The 19,092-nt window shown below is 66.6% G+C and carries 15 protein-coding genes; 5 read left to right on the forward strand and 10 right to left on the reverse strand.

The genetic code is table 11. The features are described from left to right. Positions 1-17: 17 nt before the first annotated feature. The 3 genes from APQ99_RS03560 to APQ99_RS12495 are packed head-to-tail and all read right to left on the reverse strand — an operon-like array spanning position 18 to position 4,772. A complete protein-coding gene (locus tag APQ99_RS03560) occupies positions 18-4,130 on the reverse strand; it encodes a DNA-directed DNA polymerase II large subunit (protein WP_136361632.1) in 4,113 nt (1,370 codons plus the stop codon). After that, on the reverse strand, positions 4,130-4,549 hold the full coding sequence (locus tag APQ99_RS03565) for a PPC domain-containing DNA-binding protein (protein WP_010903746.1): 420 nt from the start codon (positions 4,547-4,549) through the stop codon (positions 4,130-4,132). Before APQ99_RS03565 ends, APQ99_RS03560 begins: the two co-directional genes overlap by 1 nt. 58 nt (positions 4,550-4,607) lie before the next feature. Next, positions 4,608-4,772, reverse strand: coding sequence for a DUF7556 family protein (locus APQ99_RS12495; RefSeq protein ID WP_012289488.1), 165 nt, complete (start codon positions 4,770-4,772; stop codon positions 4,608-4,610). A 142-nt stretch (positions 4,773-4,914) separates the two neighbouring features. Between APQ99_RS12495 and APQ99_RS03570 the strand changes: the two genes are divergently transcribed. Then, positions 4,915-5,466, forward strand: coding sequence for a DUF7529 family protein (locus APQ99_RS03570; RefSeq protein ID WP_136361633.1), 552 nt, complete (start codon positions 4,915-4,917; stop codon positions 5,464-5,466). Positions 5,467-5,480: 14 nt separating this feature from the next. Here APQ99_RS03570 and APQ99_RS03575 read toward each other — a convergent pair whose 3' ends face one another. The 7 genes from APQ99_RS03575 to APQ99_RS03605 all read right to left on the reverse strand — a co-directional run bounded on the left by APQ99_RS03575 (position 5,481) and on the right by APQ99_RS03605 (position 13,240). After that, positions 5,481-5,669, reverse strand: a complete 189-nt coding sequence (locus APQ99_RS03575; protein ID WP_227970891.1) for a hypothetical protein — start codon at positions 5,667-5,669, stop codon at positions 5,481-5,483. Positions 5,670-5,724: 55 nt separating this feature from the next. Beyond that, the gene (locus APQ99_RS03580) at positions 5,725-6,129 is read right to left on the reverse strand and encodes a DUF7555 family protein (protein ID WP_136361634.1); all 405 of its coding nucleotides are present in this window, start codon (positions 6,127-6,129) and stop codon (positions 5,725-5,727) included. A gap of 8 nt (positions 6,130-6,137) precedes the next feature. Continuing rightward, the gene (locus APQ99_RS03585) at positions 6,138-7,475 is read right to left on the reverse strand and encodes an ABC transporter ATP-binding protein (RefSeq protein ID WP_010903750.1); all 1,338 of its coding nucleotides are present in this window, start codon (positions 7,473-7,475) and stop codon (positions 6,138-6,140) included. Continuing rightward, on the reverse strand, positions 7,472-8,560 hold the full coding sequence (locus APQ99_RS03590; protein WP_136361635.1) for an ABC transporter ATP-binding protein: 1,089 nt from the start codon (positions 8,558-8,560) through the stop codon (positions 7,472-7,474). The genes APQ99_RS03585 and APQ99_RS03590 overlap by 4 nt, the downstream gene beginning before the upstream one ends. Next, on the reverse strand, positions 8,561-10,141 hold the full coding sequence (locus tag APQ99_RS03595) for an ABC transporter permease (RefSeq protein ID WP_136361636.1): 1,581 nt from the start codon (positions 10,139-10,141) through the stop codon (positions 8,561-8,563). 4 nt (positions 10,142-10,145) lie between these two features. Then, positions 10,146-11,237: an ABC transporter permease gene (locus APQ99_RS03600; protein ID WP_010903753.1), complete on the reverse strand. Its 1,092-nt coding sequence runs from the start codon at positions 11,235-11,237 to the stop codon at positions 10,146-10,148. Positions 11,238-11,368: 131 nt separating this feature from the next. Continuing rightward, a complete protein-coding gene (locus APQ99_RS03605; RefSeq protein WP_049892555.1) occupies positions 11,369-13,240 on the reverse strand; it encodes an ABC transporter substrate-binding protein in 1,872 nt (623 codons plus the stop codon). 310 nt (positions 13,241-13,550) lie between these two features. Between APQ99_RS03605 and APQ99_RS03610 the strand changes: the two genes are divergently transcribed. From APQ99_RS03610 to APQ99_RS03625, 4 genes are read left to right on the forward strand one after another with little or no spacing between them, the layout of a single operon-like run. Next, positions 13,551-14,408, forward strand: coding sequence for a CBS domain-containing protein (locus tag APQ99_RS03610; RefSeq protein WP_010903755.1), 858 nt, complete (start codon positions 13,551-13,553; stop codon positions 14,406-14,408). Then, on the forward strand, positions 14,401-16,131 hold the full coding sequence (gene glyS, locus APQ99_RS03615; protein WP_010903756.1) for a glycine--tRNA ligase: 1,731 nt from the start codon (positions 14,401-14,403) through the stop codon (positions 16,129-16,131). Before APQ99_RS03610 ends, glyS begins: the two co-directional genes overlap by 8 nt. Beyond that, a complete protein-coding gene (locus tag APQ99_RS03620; protein WP_136361637.1) occupies positions 16,128-16,685 on the forward strand; it encodes a diacylglycerol/polyprenol kinase family protein in 558 nt (185 codons plus the stop codon). The genes glyS and APQ99_RS03620 overlap by 4 nt, the downstream gene beginning before the upstream one ends. A gap of 48 nt (positions 16,686-16,733) precedes the next feature. Beyond that, positions 16,734-19,088, forward strand: a complete 2,355-nt coding sequence (locus tag APQ99_RS03625) for a DEAD/DEAH box helicase (protein ID WP_136361638.1) — start codon at positions 16,734-16,736, stop codon at positions 19,086-19,088. Positions 19,089-19,092: the final 4 nt, after the last annotated feature.

A 19,092-nucleotide genomic window follows, 5' to 3' on the forward strand; every position in this document is an offset into this window, starting at 1 on the left:
CGCGGCGAGCGCCGTGGTCACATGAAATCGGAGATGCCGCTTTGCTTGTTGGTGTCGTCCTCGAAGACGGATTCCAGGCGTCGGTCCATGATTTCGAGGCGCTGTTTCGTGTACTCCCGGCAGTCGTACTCGGTGGCGACCCGCATGGCGGTGTCCATGTACTTGTTGACGGAGCCCTCGTGGACCGTGAGGTTCACGCGCCCACCGCACTCCCGGCAGTCGCCGCTGAGCGGCATGCGGCGGTATTTCTCCCCGCAGTCCAGACACCGGGTTTCCTGGCGGCTGAACGCGCGCAGGTTCCCGATGAGGTCCGGGAGGAAGTGGTACTCGATGACGCGTTCGGCGACGTCGGTTTCGGCGACCGACCGGAGTTTGCGGGCCAACTCCAGTTGGGCGTCCATCTTGTCCATCATCGACCCCAGGGTCTTGTACGCCGACAGCGACGGCCCCAGGTGGATGTTGGAGGTGGCGTGGGTGTGCCCGAAGCCGGTGTACTCTTCGTCGGTGCCGACCGTCGACTCCGCGAGGGTGATGAGGTCCGCCACGTCCTCGGGGTCGGCCAGCTCCCGGGTCGCCTCGTAGAACTCCCGGGGGTACTCGCGGTCGATGTCGATGTTGTGGGCTTCGTCGTCGATCTCCGCGGGGTCGATGCGGGAGGACATCACCAGCGGCGCGTCCATCCGGCCGCCGCGCTTGTCCGGCAGGTACGACTTCGAGAAGTTGATCAGGCCGTCCATCAGCAGCATCACGCAGTCCTCGTCGCCGTCGCACTGCCCGGTGAACAGGCCGTTTGCGACGAGCGTGTTGGTCTCCGCGACGGTCAGGGAGTACGTGTGGTCGACGCTGGATCGGACCGGTTCGACGGACACGACCTCGTCGGTCCGGACGCTGCCGCCGTCACCGAAGCGTCGCTGCGGGTGTGTGCCGTCCAGGGACTCGGAACGCGGATCGGACGTCGCCGTCTCGTCGTCGCCCGGAACCTGTGTCGGTGCGGGAAGAGCGTCGCCCGCCGTCAGTTCCCGGGCGTCGACGCGTTCGATGCCGTCCCCGGTCCACCGACGCATCGAGTGGTCGGGGGTCACGGTCAGTTCCCGGCCGCGTTTCGTCTCAACCGCGAGGAGGTGGTCCGGGGCGGGGTGTTTGGAGACGGCTTCGACTCGCTGGAGGGTCTCCTCGTCGTCCTCGGTCACCGAGGGCACGAACACGTCGCCGTCGAGGGCCTGCACGAGGGCTCCGAAGTCGTCCTCGTCGGCCGTGTCGGGATCGAGTCGCGCCTCGACGAGTGTCTCGATCGGGTCGTGGTGCCACTCCCCGGACTCGTCGCGGAACCAGACGTTCGTCTCCGGGTGGAAGCAGTTCCGGCGTTTCGCGGCGTGGAAGTAGGGGTGGGCGTAGCCGACGGACGCGGAGGTGAAGCCGGCAACGCGGCCGACGACGGCGGCCGACGTGTGGGGTGCCATGCCGAAGACGAGTTCGCCGACGAGATCGTCGCGGTCGTCGAGGTCGTAGAAGGCGTCGAGGCCGTAATACTGGGTGAGGAGGTCGTCGACGAAGTCCGCGGTCTTGAGCATGTGGTCGGCCGCGCCGTCGGAGAGCACCACGTCCTGCACGCGGAGTTCGACCAGTTGGTCGTCGTGTTCGAGGGGGTCGCCGTGGATGTCCTGGTCGTAGCCGAGTTCGCGGAACTGCCCGGCAGTGACGTCGAGCTCCGCGGGTGTGACGGCGGTCACCGGGAGGTCGGTCATGTCGTAGCGGACAGTGCCGTCCTTGAACGCGGTGACGTCGTGTTTCGCGCGCAGGACGCCTTTCGCCATGGGTTCGGGGGTTTTCTCCGCGGATAACAGTCCCTTGACGCCTTTGAGTTGGTCGAAGGCGTTCTCGCGCTCGCCGACGGCGCGGAGCGCGCCGTGGTATTCGTCGTTGATGTCGATGACCTGTGTGGTGACGTTGTCGAGGTCCCGCCCGCAGTTCGGGCATTCGACGCGCCCGGACTCGTCGGGGGTGGCGACGGCACCGCAGTCCCGGCACTCGTAGTGGGGGTCGGTCCAGTCCCCGCAGTCGGGGCACCGCGATTCGTAGGTGTGCTCGTCGCAGGACGGACAGACGCGGTCGCCGACCCGGACGGGGATTTCGCCGGGCGTGTCGGACATGTCCGGCGCGTACCGCGCGGCGTCGGCGACGTCGCGCTGGCTGCCGCCGGCGTCGCCGATGGGGAACAGGGTGTGGACGGCCGGCGAGAGATCGCGGGATTCGGATTTCTCGGGGCGGCCCATGCGGTTCCCGATGCGTGTGGGGGCGCGCTCCTGGACGCTGAACGGCGCGACTTCGTTGACCGCGCGGACGGCGTTGGGCCACTCGGCGGCGGCCTCAGAGAGCGTCTCCCACTCCCGGTCGAGCGATTCGGTGACGCCGAGCGAGCGCGCCAGCGGCAGCCAGTCGTCGACCCGGATGGTGTCGTCGCCCTGGTGGTGGGTGACCAGGAGCGCTTCGAGCGTCTCGCGCACGGTGGTGGTGTGATCGAGCACGAGCACACCGCGGTCGTCGTCGTCGCTGGCGTCGGTGTGGGCGTCGGCGACGGCGTCGGCGAGCGCGCGGAACTGCTCGACGTCGATGTCGTGCCAGAGGTACGTGTACGCCGGGTGCAGCGGGGCGTCGTAGTCGGTCGCCCACGCCATGGCTTGATCGGCGGTGGGGGCGGTGAGATCGACGTACGGCGAGTCCCGGAGGGCTTGCACGTCCGCGCCCGCGGCGTCGAGGTCCTGAATCCACCACTCGGGGGCGTACGAGGCGGGCGCGAGCTCGTGGTTGTTCTCCACGAACTCCCCGTAGTTCACGAGGTATTCGCCGACGTCGAGGATCTCCGCGACGCCGTTGCGGACGTCGAGGGCGTCCGCGGGGTCGTTGATGTGGCGGACGTCGCCGTTGGCGAGTTTCACCGTCGGCCCCTCGATGGAGTCGACGGGGACGATGCCCGCGGCCTTCCCGGGGCGTTCGGTCTTGATCTGGGTGCCCGTCGCGAGGAAGTCATCGAGCAAGTGCATCGTCGCCGGGTGGACGCCCGCGGTCGCGTTCCCGTGGTTTCGCGCACGCCCGTAGCGCAGCCTGAACCCGCCGTTTTTGGAGGGATGGCCGAACACCGGCCGGCCCGCGATGAGGTCGCGGAGGAACTTGTCCGAGGGGTCGGCGCGGGGTGGCTCCTCGGTGTCGGTGCTCGCACTGGGGGCGTCCCCGTCGTCGGATGCGTCGCTGTCGCTGCCGGCGTCCGGGGTGTCTTCGTCGGCGTCGTCGGCGCCGATGGTGCCGTCGATGAGGTCCTGGAGCCACGGCCACGCGACTTCGTCGAGGTTCCGGGTGTAGCGCTGGATCTTGGGGGCTTTCAGCGCGATGCCCTCCGCGAGCACGAGACACATGCCGCCCCGCGGGGAGTTGGTGTCGATGCGTTCGAGATCGCGGAACCCATCGACCTCCTCGTTGCCGGTTGCTTCGCCGTCCAGCATCACCGGACAGTGTTCGGTGATGAACGTGGTTTCGGCGTCCTTCGGGGAGTACTGGAGACCGGTCTCGGAGTCGTAGAGATCGACCTCCTCGGCGTAGCGCTCGATCTCGTCGTCGCGGGGTTTGAACGCGTCGATGCCGAGCATCGCACGCGCGTAGTCGGCGACGAGCACCGAGAGCGCCTGCGCGGTGCCGCCGGCCGACCGGATGGGGCCGGCGTAGTAGACCGCGACGTACTGGGTGCCGTCGTCGTTGTCGTTGACTTCAACGCGGTCGATCCCCTCGATGGGGGCCGCGACCACGCCCTCAGTGAGCAGTGCAACCGCGGTGCGGACCGCGCCCTCGATCTTGCCGGCGTCGGTGTCGTAGTCGCCGACGCGGCCGTCGACGAAGTCCGCGACGAGCTCCAGCGCGGCCTCCTCGCGGCTCATCTCGCCGTCGAGATCGCGGACGCGCTCGGCGACGCCGTCGATCCCGAGGATGTTCTCGACGCGGTCGGCCATGTCCTTTGCGACCGGGATTTCGACGTTCGGCGTCGGGTCTTCGCCGCGTTCCCGGGCGGCTTCCGCGACCTCGAAGGCGTCGTCGAGGCCGGTTTCCAGCGTTTCGAAGTAGGTTTCGTCGGTGGGCCGCATTACAGCCAGCGGTCGAGGTCGGTGGCGGCGTCGTGCTCGCGAACGAGGTCGGCGTCGAGTTCGCGGACGTACAGTTCGCCGGCGAACACGGTCGCGCGTTCGAGGTGGCCCGCGAGGGCTTGCCCGGAGCGCCGCGACAGTGTCGCGTGCGTGTGCGCGAACGGCTCGCCGTCGAGGGTGGCGATGTTGCCGACGCAGGCGGCGACCTCGAGGGGTTCGTCGAACTCGGCGGCGGTGTATTCGAAGTCGTCCTGGTCGTAATACCAGAGTTCCGCGTCCTGGACGGCGCCGAGACCGGTGAACCAGGCGGCGGTGATGTCCTCCGTGGCGGCCAGCGTTTCGAGTTCGGTGCGCCACTCCGAACCGGGGTCGAGGCGGACGACGAACTCACGGCCACCCGTGACTTCGCGAGCGTTCATGCTCGTCTCAAGGATGCGGGTGCGCAAAAGTCCTGGCGTTGCGGTGTCGGGAACGCCGTTACCGCCACGCCGGAAGCGGGGTGGCGTGGGCCTCGGTTACCGACATCCACGCGTCGTCCGTGGAGATGTCGGCGATGACGAGTCGGGCGCGTGGGCCGTCGTCGTCCAGCGAAGCCATCACGTCGGTCCCTGCGTGCGCCGCGGGCGTGGCGTCAGTCGACATGACGTATGCTACAACACCACAGGAAGTACTTAACAGCGTCGAAGCTGTCGGCGGGTTGACTCGGTGCCACGTCGCCGGCGAACGCGGACTGTCGTCGAGTGCCGTGGGAAAAGCTTTCACTGTGGGCGGTCTGGCACCCAGTATGGACCAGCAATCCCGCGGTGACGGGCCAGCCGCGAACGGAGCCCATCTCTCCGAGACGAGCGAGTCGGTGAAGACCAACTGGGAGCGAACGCTGCAGGACATCGAGGCGATGGCCGCCGACCGCGAGGAAAACGGGTTCACGACCTGCACCATCACCGCGGGGAGTACGGCGCCGGTCCCACCGGCGGAGGGGGCCGACGACGAGTTCGGGTTGACGTTCATCGTCTCGAAGGCCGACGGCGAGACGTTCGAATCCCACTACGACAGCGCCGAGTTCACCGAGACGGCCGTCTACCAGCGGACACAGGAGGGCCACGTCTACGTCGTCGTCGAGCAGCTCGACATGGACGCCGAGGTCGTGGTGTTTCTCGCGGGAACGTTCCGGATGCGGGACGCCACCGATCTGGTGCGGGCGGCGACCGACCGTGAGGAGATGCACACACGCGTAAAAGCGATCGATCACACCGAGTACGGTGCGTTCACACACGACGACGTGTCGGCGTTCTTCCCGGAGCCGGCGGCGTACTACGCGTACGACCGCCAGCCCTGAGGCCACCGCCGTGCCTACATGTTGACGAACAGGTAGACGCCGACCGCCACCAGCAGCGCGTAGAACACCATGCCGATGGTGCTACCGCCGGAGATCGCGCGCGTCAGGCTCGCCACGGAAACGTACGCGACGAACACGCCGACGAACTTCCGCAGAACCCAGCTGATGACGAACCGCGGTGCGGACGCCGTATTCGTGGTCATATGTGTACAATCAACACCGACCACATAAACCATGCGAAATCCGGGATGAGCGCCGTCACGGGCTCGCAACGGAGATTCCCAACACGAACTCCATGAACGCCGACACCGCGAGCACGACCAGGCCGGTCACGAGCAGCTTCCAGTTGCGGCTGATGCGGTCGGGGTGTCGCAGCGGCTGGCTGTCCAGCGGGGGAATGGTCTGGATCCAGCGCTCGACGCTGGTCTGGGACTGCGAACTCACGGACACGAGCTCGTCCTTGTGGGGGGCTGCGGGCGCGGGCCGCACAGCCATGAAACCGAGACCCGAAAGCAGGACGCCGACCACGAAGAGCGCGAACTTCGCCGTCACGAGCGACGCCCCCAGCAGGGTGGTGGCGGCGAGCGTGGTGGCGACGAGCGCACCCGACACGAGCCCTGCCGAATAGACGAGGTCGATCAGTCGAAGCGCGCGCTCGTGCATGACAGTGGTTACTCGTGGGACCGGTCGGCGAGCGTGTCGGCGACCGAGTCGTACTCCGAATCGTGGCGGTGGCAGTAGCTCAGCCGGCCGGCGTCACTGACCTGGTGCATGTCGGGGCGCTCGGTGTCACAGACGCCGCCGAACTCCCGTGTGAGGGCGTCGTGTGCCTCGGTTGGACGGCCGTCTTTGACTGCTTCGATGGCGGTGTCAACGGTGTCAGTGATTCCCGCTGGGAGGTCGACGTCCGCGAACAGGTCGTCGGCGGCCTCCTCGATGTCGTCGTACTTCGAGAACGTGCCCAAGCGACGTTTCACGCGGTCACGAACCCCCATCTGGTCGCGGGTGCGCTCACGCACGACCTCGCGGAACTGCTCGATGCGACTCCACGTGTCGTCGTCGATGTCGGCGTACGCCTCGGGCCGGATCTTCGCCGGGCACCGGGTGCTGAACTGACACCCCGCCGGCGGGTTGCGGGGACTGGGCGGGGCACCGGGAAGCGTGATTCGGTTCCGGTCGATGGTGGGGTCGGGCCGTGGGATCGCGGACAACAACGACCGCGTGTAGGGGTTTTTCGCGTCGGCGTACAGCTCCTCCGTCTCGCCGATCTCCATGATCTTGCCGAGATACATGACTGCGACGCGGTCGCAGATGTGACGCACGACCGAGAGGTCGTGGGCGATGAACAGGTACGTAAGCCCGAACTCGTCTTGGAGGTCCTCCAAGAGGTTGAGGATCTTCGCCTGCACGGAGGCGTCGAGCGCGCTCACCGGTTCGTCGAGGACCATGAACTCCGGCTCCAAGGCGAGTGCGCGTGCGATGCCGATGCGCTGGCGTTGCCCGCCGGAGAACTGGTGGGGATACCGGTAGTAGTGGTCCGCCTGGAGGCCGACTGAGGACAACAGCTCCTTGACGCGGTCCCGGCGCTCGGCGGGTGAGTTCCAGTCGTGGGCGTCCAGGGGCTCGCGCACGATCTCACCGATGGTCATGCGGTCGTTGAGGCTTGAATCCGGGTCCTGGAAGACGATCTGGGCGTTCTTGCGCCACTGCTTGAGGTCGCTGCCGGTGAGCTTCGTGATGTCCCGGCCGTCGAAGGAGACGGTGCCCTCGGTCGCGGTTTCGAGCTGGATGAGCGTGCGCCCCAGGGTCGTCTTCCCGGAGCCGGACTCACCCACCAGCCCGAGGGTCTCGCCCTCCTGGATCTCGAAGTTCACGCCGTCGACGGCCTTGACCGGCGGGCCGCTGAACCGGCCGCCGTCGCCGTAGTGTTTTTTGAGGTCGGTGACCTCCACGAGTGGCTGGCTGTGCTGGTCGGCGTCCGCGGTCGACTGGATCGATTGCTGGCTCATTCCTGGGCACCTCCTTGTGTGTCGGCGGGGGCCTGCGAGCGGTGGTGTTCGACGCGCTCGGTGCGCGATTTCCCCTCGGGGTACAGCAGGCACGCCGTCGAGTGGTCGTGGGTGTCGGACACCGAGACGTGTGTCGGATGAACCTCGGTGCAGTCCTCGAACGCCTTGGGACACCGGGGGGCGAACCGGCAGTCGGTCGCGGGCTGGTTGGGCGTCGGCACGTCGCCCTCGATGGTGTTGAGCCGCTCGTCGTCGACGCTCGTTCCCGGGATGGCGTCCAACAGGCCCTGCGTGTACGGATGTTTGGGGTTTGCGAACAGCTCTTCGACCGGTGCCTTCTCGACGAACTCGCCGGCGTACATCACGTTGACGCGGTCGCTGATCTCCGCGATGACGCCCATGTCGTGGGTGATAAAGAGGATCGCCAGGTCACGCTCGGCCTGGATGTCCTGGAGGAGTTCGACGATCTGGGCCTGGATCGTCACGTCGAGTGCGGTCGTGGGTTCGTCGCAGATGAGCACGTCGGGGTCGCACGCGAGCATCATCGCGATCACTGCGCGCTGTCGCATCCCCCCGGAGAACTCGTTGGGGTACTCGTCGAGTCGCCGCTCGGGGTCGGGGATCGCGACGTCTTCGAGCAGGTCGATGGCGACGTCCGTGGCCTCCTGGCCGGTGATCCCGCGGTTGATCCGGAGGGCCTCCCGGATCTGGTTGCCCACCGTGTAGACGGGGTTCAGGGATTTCAGTGGGTCCTGGAAGATCATGCCGACGCCGCTCCCGCGGACCTCCTGGTACTGGTCGGCGCTGAGCTCCGTGAGCTCGGTGCCGTCGAAGACGATCGAGGACTCCGGGAGGACTTCGCCCGGCGCGTCGACCAGCCCCATGATCGACCGCGCAGTGACGCTTTTCCCGGAGCCGGATTCGCCGACGATCCCGAGCGTTTCGCCGGGCGAAATCGACAGCGAGATCCCGTCAACGGCGCGGATGTGTTCGTGGTCCGTCCGGAAGACCGTCTGTAGGTTCCGGATGGACAGGATCGATTCGCCCCGCGGGTCGTCGTCGGCTGTCGGTGTCGTGGATTGCATCTATGCACCACCTCCGGTGGCCGCAGCTTCTTCCTCGGAGCCGCCTTCGCTCTCGGGGTCGATCGCGTCACGGATGCCGTCCCCGAGCGCGTTCGCTCCGGTGACCAGGACGACGATGATCAGGCCGGGAATGAGGGCGATGTGCCACGACGCCGACGACACGTAGGGCTGCCCCTGGGAGATGGCGCGGCCCCACGCGGGCGTCGGCGGCGTGATCCCGAGTCCGTTGCCGAGGAACGACAGGGACGCCATCGCGATGACGATGCCGCCCACGGTCATGGACGCGTAGATCAACAGATACCCCAGCACGTACGGCAGCATGTGTTTTCGCATCGTGACCGTGGGTTGCTGGCCGAAGCTCTTCGCGGCGTCAACCCACTCTTCTTCGGCGACCTGCAACGCCGGGCCACGGAGCGAACGCCACAGGACCGGCCACGTCGTCAGCCCGAACACCAGCGCTAACAGCAGCCCGCCGTTGAACACGGACTTGAGCCAGTGGTCCTGGAACACGACACTGACCATGATCAACAACAACAGCTGGGGGATCGAGACGATCCCGTCGGCGAGCGTCAGCACGGAGAGGTCCACCGTCCCCCCGTAGTACGACGACACCAACGCCAGCAGCGCGGCGATGAACCCCGCCATCCCGATGGCGATACCCGTCACCATCAGCGTGGTTTCGGCACCACCCATCATATACGTGAACAGGTCACGGCCGTTGGGGAGCGTGCCGAACGGATGGAACCGCCCGTAGTCGTCGTACGTCATGACACCCACGTTCTGTGCGGGGTTGCCCTTTGATTTCGAGTTGAAGTTCGCTTCCCCGACGGGGATCGTCTCCACGGCGCCGGTGTCGTCCGAGACGTACTGGACCTCGTTGCCGTACGAGGCGGTGATGTTCTGCTGAACCGTCGAGGGCGCGAGCGTCGTTCCGAACAGCGACATCGTGAGGAACAACACCAGGACGACGATCCCGAACTTCCCCCAGGAGTGGTTGCGGAGCCGATTGACCATGTCGTCGCGGGGCGTCCAGCCGGCTCTGCGGTAGTGGGTGCGGAACGTGAGCCAGCCGCGGTACAGCCAGTAGAAGGTGAACAGCGAGTACGCGAGTGTCAACGCCATCCGGATCGCCCACGCGGCGGCGGGCGACAGTCCCAAAAACGGCCCGGTCCAGGCGTTGTACGACAATCCCAGGAACGACCGCACGGTCGAGGGGTCGTTGTACCCCTGGTTGGGAATGACATCGCGGCTGAGAAGCGTCGGGAGGCTCTGTGCCGTCGACCGAACGCCCTCGATGAACGTGCTGAGCGCCAGTTGGACGTCGACGACTCGGCCGGCCAACGCCGGTGAAACCAGTCCGACGATGACATCGATGAGACCGGTGACACCCATGACGAGGGCGTCAACGAGCGTGAGGATTCCGCCGGTAAGAGCACCCAGCTCCAGTACGACCAGCACTGCAGCGACGACACCCCATCGGAGGGCCGGCTGGGGGTTGGTGCGGATGCGGGTCCAGAGACCGTCGGTGCTGCGGCGTGTGGTGTCTCGTGTGTCGTCTGCGTGAGTGGTGTTTGCGGCCATTGTGTTACTCGGTCGTGTCTGACAGCGTGATTCGCGGATCGATGTACGTGTACAGCACGTCCTGGAGGAGGTTGAACAGGATCTGCATGAGGATGAAGATGAACACCAGCGACATCATCACCGGGATGTCGGAGTTGAACGCGGCGCGGATGAAGAGGTTCCCGATCCCGTTGATGCTGAAGACCTTCTCGACGAGAACGGAGCCGCCGATGAGCAAGTAGAACTCGCCCATGATGACCGGGAGCAGCGGAATGACCGCGTTTCGGCCGATGTGTTTCACGATGATGCGTCGCGGGGAGACGCCTTTGGCTTTCGCGGTGTCGACGTATTCGGACCGGAGGCTTTCGAGGACGGCAGTCCGGCCGATGCGGACTTCGTTACCCATCGATGAGGACCCGAGAACGAGCGCGGCCGGCAGGATCCACTTGAACGCTTCGGCCATCGGGCCGAGGTTCGGAACGGGGATCCAGAAGAACTCCAAGACGGGCACGCCGGCGAACGGGTCGATCCCCGAGAACAGGTGTTGGAGCGCGTTCGAGGTGCCGACAACGTCGGTTTTGATGAGGAAATCACCGTAGCCATCGAGCACGCCGCCGGCCGTGAGCAGCCCGGACAGCATCACTGCCAGCCAGAAGTTCGGCATCGCACGCCAAACGATTCCCCCGAAGGAGGCCGCGTAATCGCTCCACGAGTTGGAGTTGAGGCCCGCGTACAGGCCGACCGGAATGCCGACGAAAAGCGCAACCAGCACTGACCAGAAGCCGAGCCAGATGGTTGCGGGCAGGCGGCCGACGATCATGGCGGCCACGGGCTGGTCTCGGGCGATCGCCCAGGACGTCCCGAAGTCGAACGTCACCATGTTGACGAGGAAGTTCTTGTACTGCACCCACAGTGGAACGAGGCTGCCGTTGGGGTATCGGATCCCCAGGGAGATCTCCAGGTTGCGGGCGGCGGTTGGGGTTGCGTCCTTCCCGAGGATGGCGAGGACGGGATCGATCGGCCCCAGGTACAGGATCAGGAAGGTGAGTGTGAGACCGAACAGGAGGACCGGGACACCGAGAAGTAACCGCTTCGCGATGTATAGTGGTCGGTTCATTGTGTATCACCACGGACTGTTGTTTCGGCGGCGTACATAGTTGATATCCGCTAGGGTGTCGCAAGCGTGCGGATGTGACTCAAGGGTTGAATTAGGTAATAAAAAAAGGTTCGATTTACTGACTCAGCCGGTTACTCGCCCTGGTAATGGTTGTTGTACCCCTCCTGGCCGTCACTGAACAGCTGTGGCGGCTGCAGGTGGAAGGCACCGACACCACGGCCCTTGAACACGTCCGAGACGAACTGCTCGCGGTTGATCACGTACGCCATCGCCTTGCGCACCGGCTTCGGGACCTTGGTCATGTTGAAGCCGACGTAGTACGTGTCGATCGTCGAAACCGACGAGGAGTTCACCGTCTTGTCGTTCTCCATGGGGCCGTAGGTGCCGAGCTTGCGGCCACCGGGGAGCGTCTCACCGCTGGAATGCAGTGATGGATCGTATTTCGAGGTCGGGATGCCGGCGAGGTCGGCGTTCTCGTTCAGGAAGTAGTTGTATCGTGCCGTGTCGTCCGAGATGATGGTGTCGTCGATGCCGTCGATCGCCGGCGCGCCGTCGTGGTAGTCCTCGAAGGCATCCGCGGAGTACGACCCGCCGTTGCCGGAGTCCCACTCCACGAACGTGAACGGACCGGTGCCGACCGGGTTCGACGCGGAGAACTCCGGATACGGCATGTCGCCCTCGTAGCCCTCGATGTCACCGACGATCCCCTCCGGAACCACGGAGAACGCACCGTACGTTAGCACGTCGAGGGCGTACGGGAACGGCGATTCGAGTGTGAGACGAACCGTGTAGTCGTCGACAGCTTCGACGCCGGTGGCGCGTTTGACTGCGCCGTTCTCGTCGACCTCGTGTTCGATGCCCAGCGTGGAGATGGCGAACGACTGGTTGGTGGAGTTCGTCGACTCCGCCAGCCGACGGATCGAGTACACGACGTCGTCGGCGGTCATCTCGCCGTAGTCGCCGTGGAACTGCACGCCCTCCTTGAACGTGAGCGTGTACTCGGAGAGGTCGTCGTTGGTCTCGTAGTCGGTGATGAGGAGGTTCGTGATCTCCGTCCGACCGTTCTCGTAGTTGGTCGGCGCGTCGAACAGGTCCATCACCTTGGCCCCGCTTGCGGTGTTGCCGGAGGCGACCGGGTCCAGAGAGTTGAACGTGGACGAAATGCCGCTCAACCGGCCTTTCCCGTCGATGCCGGCGACAGCATTGTTCGTCTTCTGTTTCGAGGAGTCCATCGCGCCGGGTGGGTTGTAGTCGAGCCGGTCGTACCAGAAGGATTGGGCGAGGTTGTGGTACACCGGAATGAGGGCAGCCGACTCCCAGATCCCTTCTTCCATGTTGGTTGCGGCGTCCTTCCGAGTTTGGATCGCGTCCTCTGATTGGCCGGGGTTGCTGACGAGCCGCTCGTACTGTTCGGTCATGAACTCCCGAACGCCGGGATCGGAGTTGGCGTCCTCCTTCCAGTAGAGGCGTGCGCCGTTGGCCGCGGTTTCGCCGCCGTAGATCGTGTTGTCCGGCTGAACGAGCTGCATGAAGTTCCGCGGCCGCGGATAGTCGGCAACCCATCCGAGGGTGAACGCCTCGTGCTCGCCCTGCTTGGTGGTTTCAAGCAGCGACGAGAAGTTGGCGTCGTTGATCGTCATTTCGATGTGGGCCTGTTCGAGCCGGGCGCGGATGGTGTTCGCCATCTCCTTCCACGTCGGGCTCTGGTACTGGAGCCAGTTGAGCTCGTACTTGTTGTCGGGGCCGTAGCCGGCCTCCTCCATGACCTTGCGCGCTTCCGCGACTTTCGTCTCGTCGATCCCGTAGGGGTATTTGTCGAAGTCGGGCTGGTAGTCGGTGCTTTCGCCGGTGGTCGTTGGCGCGTCAGTCGGCTCGCTGCCGCCGCTGCCATCGGCGTCGCTGGTGCTGTCGCTGCAGCCAGCGACGGTGGCAGTGAGGGCTGCCGCGCCCGTGGCTTTCAGGAACCGACGACGACTCGTGTTGGACATGCCGTCACCTGTCATGGTCATAGGTGACAATAGCATGTACTTAAGCTCTTCGTCAAGTCCGCGCGATCGTGGTCGATGTAACGCGACTAGCGCGTGGAAACTGTGTGCACGCGTACGCATACCGAGAGTGGCGATACCAGCGGCCGACACGACAGCTTCGTGATTGGTGTACGCACTGTCTCGTGTTGTGCGTGCGCGCTGTGCGTCGGCGTGGCGGTCGCCGCGGTCGGCCTGCGGTGGCTCCGTGGATCGTCAGCGTAGACCCGTGAGTCGGTGACGCAAGCTGTCGTAGCCTACAAATGGGTGGGGCAAGTACGACGCCCACATGAACGTCGCTGACGCGATGACACCCCGGGACGACGTGGTGACGGTCGAGCTGCCCGGGACGCGGGACGACATCCTCGAATACCTACAGGAGCGGGCGTTCTCCGCGGTGCCCGTGGTGAAGGCAAGCGAGGACGGCGAGCGGTATCGCGGACTCATCTCCCGGGACGACCTGATCGAGCGCCCCGAGGAGGACCAGTTGGCGTTGCTGATGCGGGACGTGCCGACGACCACCCAGGACACGACGGTCCCGGAGGTGGCGTCGCTGATGGTGGACTCCGGGACGCGACGCGTGCCGGTCGTCGAGGACGAGCGCCTGGAGGGCATCGTCACGGTGACCGACGTGGTGCGTGCGATCGCCGACGGGCAGGCCGACGGCGACACCGACGTCGGGGGGCTCGCGCGCCGCGACATCAACACGACCTACGAGGGCGCGCCGCTGACGGTCGCCGAGCGCAGCATCTCGTACGCCAACGTGCCGTACTCGGTGGTGCTCGGGGAGACCGGCGACATGGCGGGGATGGTGACCGAGGTCGACATCATCGACGTGGCGCGCGTCGTCGAGGGCGAGGACAACACCGGCGATTCGATGGCGGCCGACGACGACGACTGGAAGTGGGAGTCGATCAAGGCCGTCGGCAGCCGGTATCTGCCGACGCGGAACGTCCAGATCCCGGCCGAACCGGTGCGGGAGTTCATGACCAGCGACGTCGTGACCGTGACCGGCAAGCGGACCTCCAGGGACGCCGCCCAGACCATGCTCGACACGGACATCGAGCAGCTCCCACTGATGTCGGGCGACGAGCTCACCGGTATCGTACGCGACGTTGACCTGCTGGCTGCGCTCACCGATGAGTGAGACGGTGAGCGAGCTCGCGCGCCGGCGCGGGTTCTTCTTCCAGGCGAGCGAGGCGTACGGGGGCGCGGCGGGGTTTTACACGTACGGCCCGGAGGGCGCGGCGCTGAAGCGCAACATCGAGGACGCGTGGCGCGACCGCTTTGTCACCCGCGAGGGGAACATGGAGATCGATTCGCCGACGGTGACGCCGGAGCCGGTGTTCCAGGCGTCCGGCCATCTCGACGACTTCGACGACATGCTCGTGGAGTGTCCGGACTGCGGGGAGAGCCACCGCGCCGACCACGTCATCGAGGACAACACCGACGTCGAGGACGCCGAATCCATGCCGACCGACGAGGTCGAGGCGCTCATTGCCGACCACGAGTTGGTGTGTCCGGCGTGTGGCGGCCCGCTGGCCGGCCAGTCGGTGACCGGCTTCAATCTGATGTTCGACACGACCATCGGGCCCGGCGACGGCGACCCGGGGTATCTGCGCCCGGAGACCGCCCAGGGGATGTTCACGGAGTTCCCGCGGCTCAAGGAGTACGCCCGCAACCAGTTGCCGTTCGGCGTCGCCCAAGTCGGCACGGGGTATCGCAACGAGATCAGCCCGCGCAACGCCCTGTTGCGGACCCGGGAGTTCACCATGGCGGAGCTGGAGTTCTTCGTGGACCCCGCCGGCGACGGCCCCGCCCTCGACCGGGTTGCCGACGTGGAGTTGCCGCTGTACCCGGTCGACGCACAGCAGGCAGCCGGCGAGGAGTACCTGCGGCTGACGCCCCAGGAGGCCCTCGCCGAGGGCGTGGTGGGCGGCGAGTGGGTGGCGTATTTCCTCGCGCGCTCCAAGCAGTGGTTCGAGCGCGTCGGCGTGGACATGGACCGGTTCCGGTTCCGCCAACACCTCCCCGGCGAGCTGGCGCATTACGCGTCGGACTGCTGGGACGCCGAGGGTGAGGTCGACGGCGACTGGGTGGAGTTGGAGGGCGTGGCGTCACGGACCGACTACGACCTCTCGAAGCACGACGAGCACGCCGACGACAGCTTCACCGTGTTTCAGGCGTACGACGAGCCCAAGACCGTCGAACGCGCGAGCGTCGACCCCGAGATGTCGTATTTGGGGCCGGAGTTCGGCGGGGCTGCGGGCGACGTGGCCGACGCGCTGGCGGCGCTGGCGGCCCGTGACCGGGCGGCCTTCGACGGCGACGAGGTCACGGTGGACGTCGACGGCGAGGCGTACACCGTGCCCACCGAGCGGACCGGCTTCGAGGTCGCCGAGGAGACCGAGTCGGGCCGCCACATCATCCCCCACGTGGTGGAGCCGGCGTTCGGGATCGGGCGGGCGGTGTACACGGCGCTGGCGCACTCCTATGAGGCCGACGAGGTCGACGGCGAACCACGGGACGTGTTGCGGCTGCCCGCCGAGGTCGCGCCGACGACGGTGGGCGTGTTCCCGCTGATGGACAAGGACGGCCTGGGCGAGCGCGCCCGGGAGATCGCGGCGGAGCTGCGGGCAGCCGGGCTGGCAGTGACCTACGACGACTCGGGGAACATCGGGCGGCGGTACCGCCGCCAGGACGAGGTCGGCACCCCGTACTGCGTCACGGTTGATTACGAAGCCCTCGAAGAGGGCGCGGTGACGCTGCGGGATCGGGACACCACAACACAGGTTCGCGTGCCGATCGCGGAGGTGGCGGAGACGCTGGTCGGGCTTCGAGACGGCGAGTTGCGTTTCGAAGCGCTGTGAGCGAACTCCGCCGGCGGCTCGTGCACGCCAGTGGCGCGGTCATTCCGGCGGGGTTTCTCGGTGGCGTCGTGTCGTGGCGGGTCGTACAGGGGTTGTTCGTGGTGGGCGCAGCCATTGCGGTCGTGTTGGAGGTGCTGCGGCTGTCCGGGCGCGTGAGCTGGCGGGTGTACGACGCGCTCACGCGAGAGTACGAGCAGGACAACCCCGCGGGGTACGCGCTGTACATGCTCGCGGGGGCGGCGACGGTGGTGGTGTTTCCCGCGAGCGTGGCGGTGCCGGCGGTGTTGATGTTGTCGATCGGCGATCCGGTCAGTGGGTTGTTGTCGGGGAGCGGCACGGGGCTCAAGCAGGGGTGGGTGTTGTTGGCGACGTTCGGGGTGTGTCTGGGGATCGCGAGCCTGCTTGCGGTGCCGCTGTCTGCTGGGGTGGCGGGCGCGGTGACCGCGACGCTGGCCGACGGCACGACACCGGTCGTTCGCGGGTACGTCATCGACGACAACGCCTCGATCCCGCTGGGGTCGGCGGCCGCGATGTGGCTGGTGGCGGCTGTCTGAGCGCGGGACGCGAACGCTTAACCGAGCGACCGACGTACTCGTGGGCGAATGTCGGAGGAGATGGGGTACGTCGACCACCCGATGCTTGCTGATGGTGTGATCGAGGCGCGCCAGTACCAACTCCAGTTGGCGGCGGCGGCCCGACAGGGGCACACGCTGGTGTGTCTGCCGACGGGGCTGGGGAAGACGACGGTGAGCCTGCTGGTGACGGCGTATCGGTTGGCCGACGACGCGGGCGGGACGGCACTGCTGTTGGCACCGACGAAGCCGCTGGTCGAACAGCACGCCGGCTTCTACCGGGAGGCGCTGGCGATTCCGGACGACGACGTGGTGGTGTTCACGGGGGAGACGCGACCGGACGACCGGCGTGCGGCGTGGACCGACGCCAGGGTCGTGGTCGCCACCCCACAGGTCGTCGAGAACGACCTCGTGGGCGGCCGCATCGACATGGACGACGTGGTGCATTGCACGTTCGACGAGTGCCACCGGGCGACCGGTGATTACGCGTACACGTACGTAGCCGAGCGGTATCACGCCGATGCGGCCGCTCCGCTGGTGACCGCGATGTCCGCGTCGCCGGGTGGCACCGAGGCGGAGATCCGGACGGTGTGTGAGAACCTCGGCGTGGGGAACGTGGAGGTGATGACCGAGGACGACGCCGATGTCGGCGAGCACACCCACGACACCGACGTGCAGTGGGAGCGCGTCACGCTCCCCGAGGAGATCCTGGAGATCCGGGACGCGATCAACGATGTGATCGAGGATCGCCTGGCGAAACTCCGAGAGATCGGCGTGACGAAGGCGTCCAGTCCGGACATCAGCCAGAAAGACCTCAACGAGATCCGGGGGCGGCTCCAGCAGCTCATCGACGACGACGACAGCGACGGCTACCAGGGGATGAGCGTGCACGCCGAGGTGATGAAGCTCAAGCGCGCCGTCGAGCTCGTCGAGACCCAGAGCGTGGAGTCGGTGCGGCGGTATTTCGAGCGCCAGCGCAACGCCGCGAACACCGCCGGGGCGTCGAAGGCCAGCCAGCGGCTGGTGAGCGAGCCGGCGGTCAAGCGGGCGATGCGGACCGCCAGGGAGTTCGACGGCCTGCATCCGAAGTTCCGGCAGGCCAGGATGTTGCTGGCGGAGACGCTGGGCATCGAGGACGGGGACCGGGTCATCGTGTTCACGGAGTCGAGGGATACCGCCGAGGCGCTGACGGCGTTTCTCGGCGAGCATTTCGACACCCGGCGGTTCGTCGGGCAGGGGGATGCCGACGGCAGCGACGGGATGACCCAGACCGAGCAGCGCGAGACGCTGGCCGAGTTCCGGAGCGGTGACTTCGAGGTGCTGGTGTCGACGAGCGTCGCCGAGGAGGGGTTGGACGTGCCGGAAGTCGATCTCGTGTTGTTCTTCGAGCCGGTGCCGACGGCGATCCGGTCGGTCCAGCGGAAGGGCCGAACCGGCCGCCAGACGGCCGGCCGGGTCGTGGTGTTGCTGGCGGAGGACACCCGCGACGAGGCGTATTTCTGGATTTCGCGCCGCCGCGAGCAGGAGATGACCGAGGAACTGCAGTCGCTGAAGGGGCGTGCCGACGAGTTGGAGACCGAACTCGGTGGGGGCGACGCACAACAGGCCCTAGACGAGTTCGGGGACGCCGAGGCGGCCGGCGAGGAGCCGGCGGCACCGGCTCCCGAGGACGTGTCCGACGGCGAGGACACCGAGGGCGTGGCGGCGCGTGTAGACGGTGCCGGCGAGGCGGTCGAGGTGGTGGTGGATCAGCGCGAGCTGGATTCGACGATCGCGCGCGAGCTCTCGAAGCGTGACGGCGTGGAGACGCGCCTGGAGACGCTCGCGGTGGGGGATTACGTGGTGTCGGATCGCGTGGCCGTCGAGCGCAAGTCCCACAGTGATTTCATGGACACGCTGCTGGGGAGCGAGCGCTCCATCTTCGAGCAGGCCAAGGAGCTTGCGCGCCAGTACACGCGGCCCGTGCTGGTGGTCGAGGGAGACGGCGACCTCTACGCCGAGCGGAACGTGCACCCGAACGCGGTTCGGTCGGCGATGGCGTCGCTGGCGGTTGATTGGGGGCTGAGCGTCATGCACACGAACGGCGAGGGTGATACCACGGAGATGATCGAGACCATCGCCGAGCGCGAGCAGACCACCAACGACCGCGCGGTGAGCGCGCACGGCGAGAAAGCTGCGAAGACGCAGGGCGAGCAACAGGAGTACGTGGTGTCGTCGATCACCGACGTGGGGCCGGTGACAGCGCGCTCGCTGCTTGACACGTTCGGGAGCGTGGAGGCGGTGATGACAGCCAGCGAGGACGAGCTCACGGCGGCCGATGGCGTCGGGGCAGTGACCGCCGAGCGGATACGCGGGGTCGTTGGGACCGAGTATCAGCCGGAGTGAGCGC

This window comes from Halobacterium salinarum DSM 3754 (assembly GCF_008124605.1).
GTDB classification, from domain to species: Archaea; Halobacteriota; Halobacteria; order Halobacteriales; family Halobacteriaceae; genus Halobacterium; species Halobacterium salinarum.

What these genes read in the sequence shown, in the direction of transcription:
- APQ99_RS03605 (WP_049892555.1), bottom strand. Translation starts at nt 13,240, where the DNA reads ATGACAGGTGACGGCATGTCCAACACGAGTCGTCGTCGGTTCCTGAAA.
- APQ99_RS03625 (WP_136361638.1), top strand. Translation starts at nt 16,734, where the DNA reads ATGTCGGAGGAGATGGGGTACGTCGACCACCCGATGCTTGCTGATGGT.
- APQ99_RS12495 (WP_012289488.1), bottom strand. Translation starts at nt 4,772, where the DNA reads ATGTCGACTGACGCCACGCCCGCGGCGCACGCAGGGACCGACGTGATG.
- APQ99_RS03570 (WP_136361633.1), top strand. Translation starts at nt 4,915, where the DNA reads ATGGACCAGCAATCCCGCGGTGACGGGCCAGCCGCGAACGGAGCCCAT.
- APQ99_RS03590 (WP_136361635.1), bottom strand. Translation starts at nt 8,560, where the DNA reads ATGCAATCCACGACACCGACAGCCGACGACGACCCGCGGGGCGAATCG.
- APQ99_RS03585 (WP_010903750.1), bottom strand. Translation starts at nt 7,475, where the DNA reads ATGAGCCAGCAATCGATCCAGTCGACCGCGGACGCCGACCAGCACAGC.
- APQ99_RS03580 (WP_136361634.1), bottom strand. Translation starts at nt 6,129, where the DNA reads ATGCACGAGCGCGCGCTTCGACTGATCGACCTCGTCTATTCGGCAGGG.
- APQ99_RS03565 (WP_010903746.1), bottom strand. Translation starts at nt 4,549, where the DNA reads ATGAACGCTCGCGAAGTCACGGGTGGCCGTGAGTTCGTCGTCCGCCTC.
- APQ99_RS03610 (WP_010903755.1), top strand. Translation starts at nt 13,551, where the DNA reads ATGAACGTCGCTGACGCGATGACACCCCGGGACGACGTGGTGACGGTC.
- APQ99_RS03575 (WP_227970891.1), bottom strand. Translation starts at nt 5,669, where the DNA reads ATGACCACGAATACGGCGTCCGCACCGCGGTTCGTCATCAGCTGGGTT.
- APQ99_RS03595 (WP_136361636.1), bottom strand. Translation starts at nt 10,141, where the DNA reads ATGGCCGCAAACACCACTCACGCAGACGACACACGAGACACCACACGC.
- APQ99_RS03600 (WP_010903753.1), bottom strand. Translation starts at nt 11,237, where the DNA reads ATGAACCGACCACTATACATCGCGAAGCGGTTACTTCTCGGTGTCCCG.
- APQ99_RS03560 (WP_136361632.1), bottom strand. Translation starts at nt 4,130, where the DNA reads ATGCGGCCCACCGACGAAACCTACTTCGAAACGCTGGAAACCGGCCTC.
- glyS (WP_010903756.1), top strand. Translation starts at nt 14,401, where the DNA reads ATGAGTGAGACGGTGAGCGAGCTCGCGCGCCGGCGCGGGTTCTTCTTC.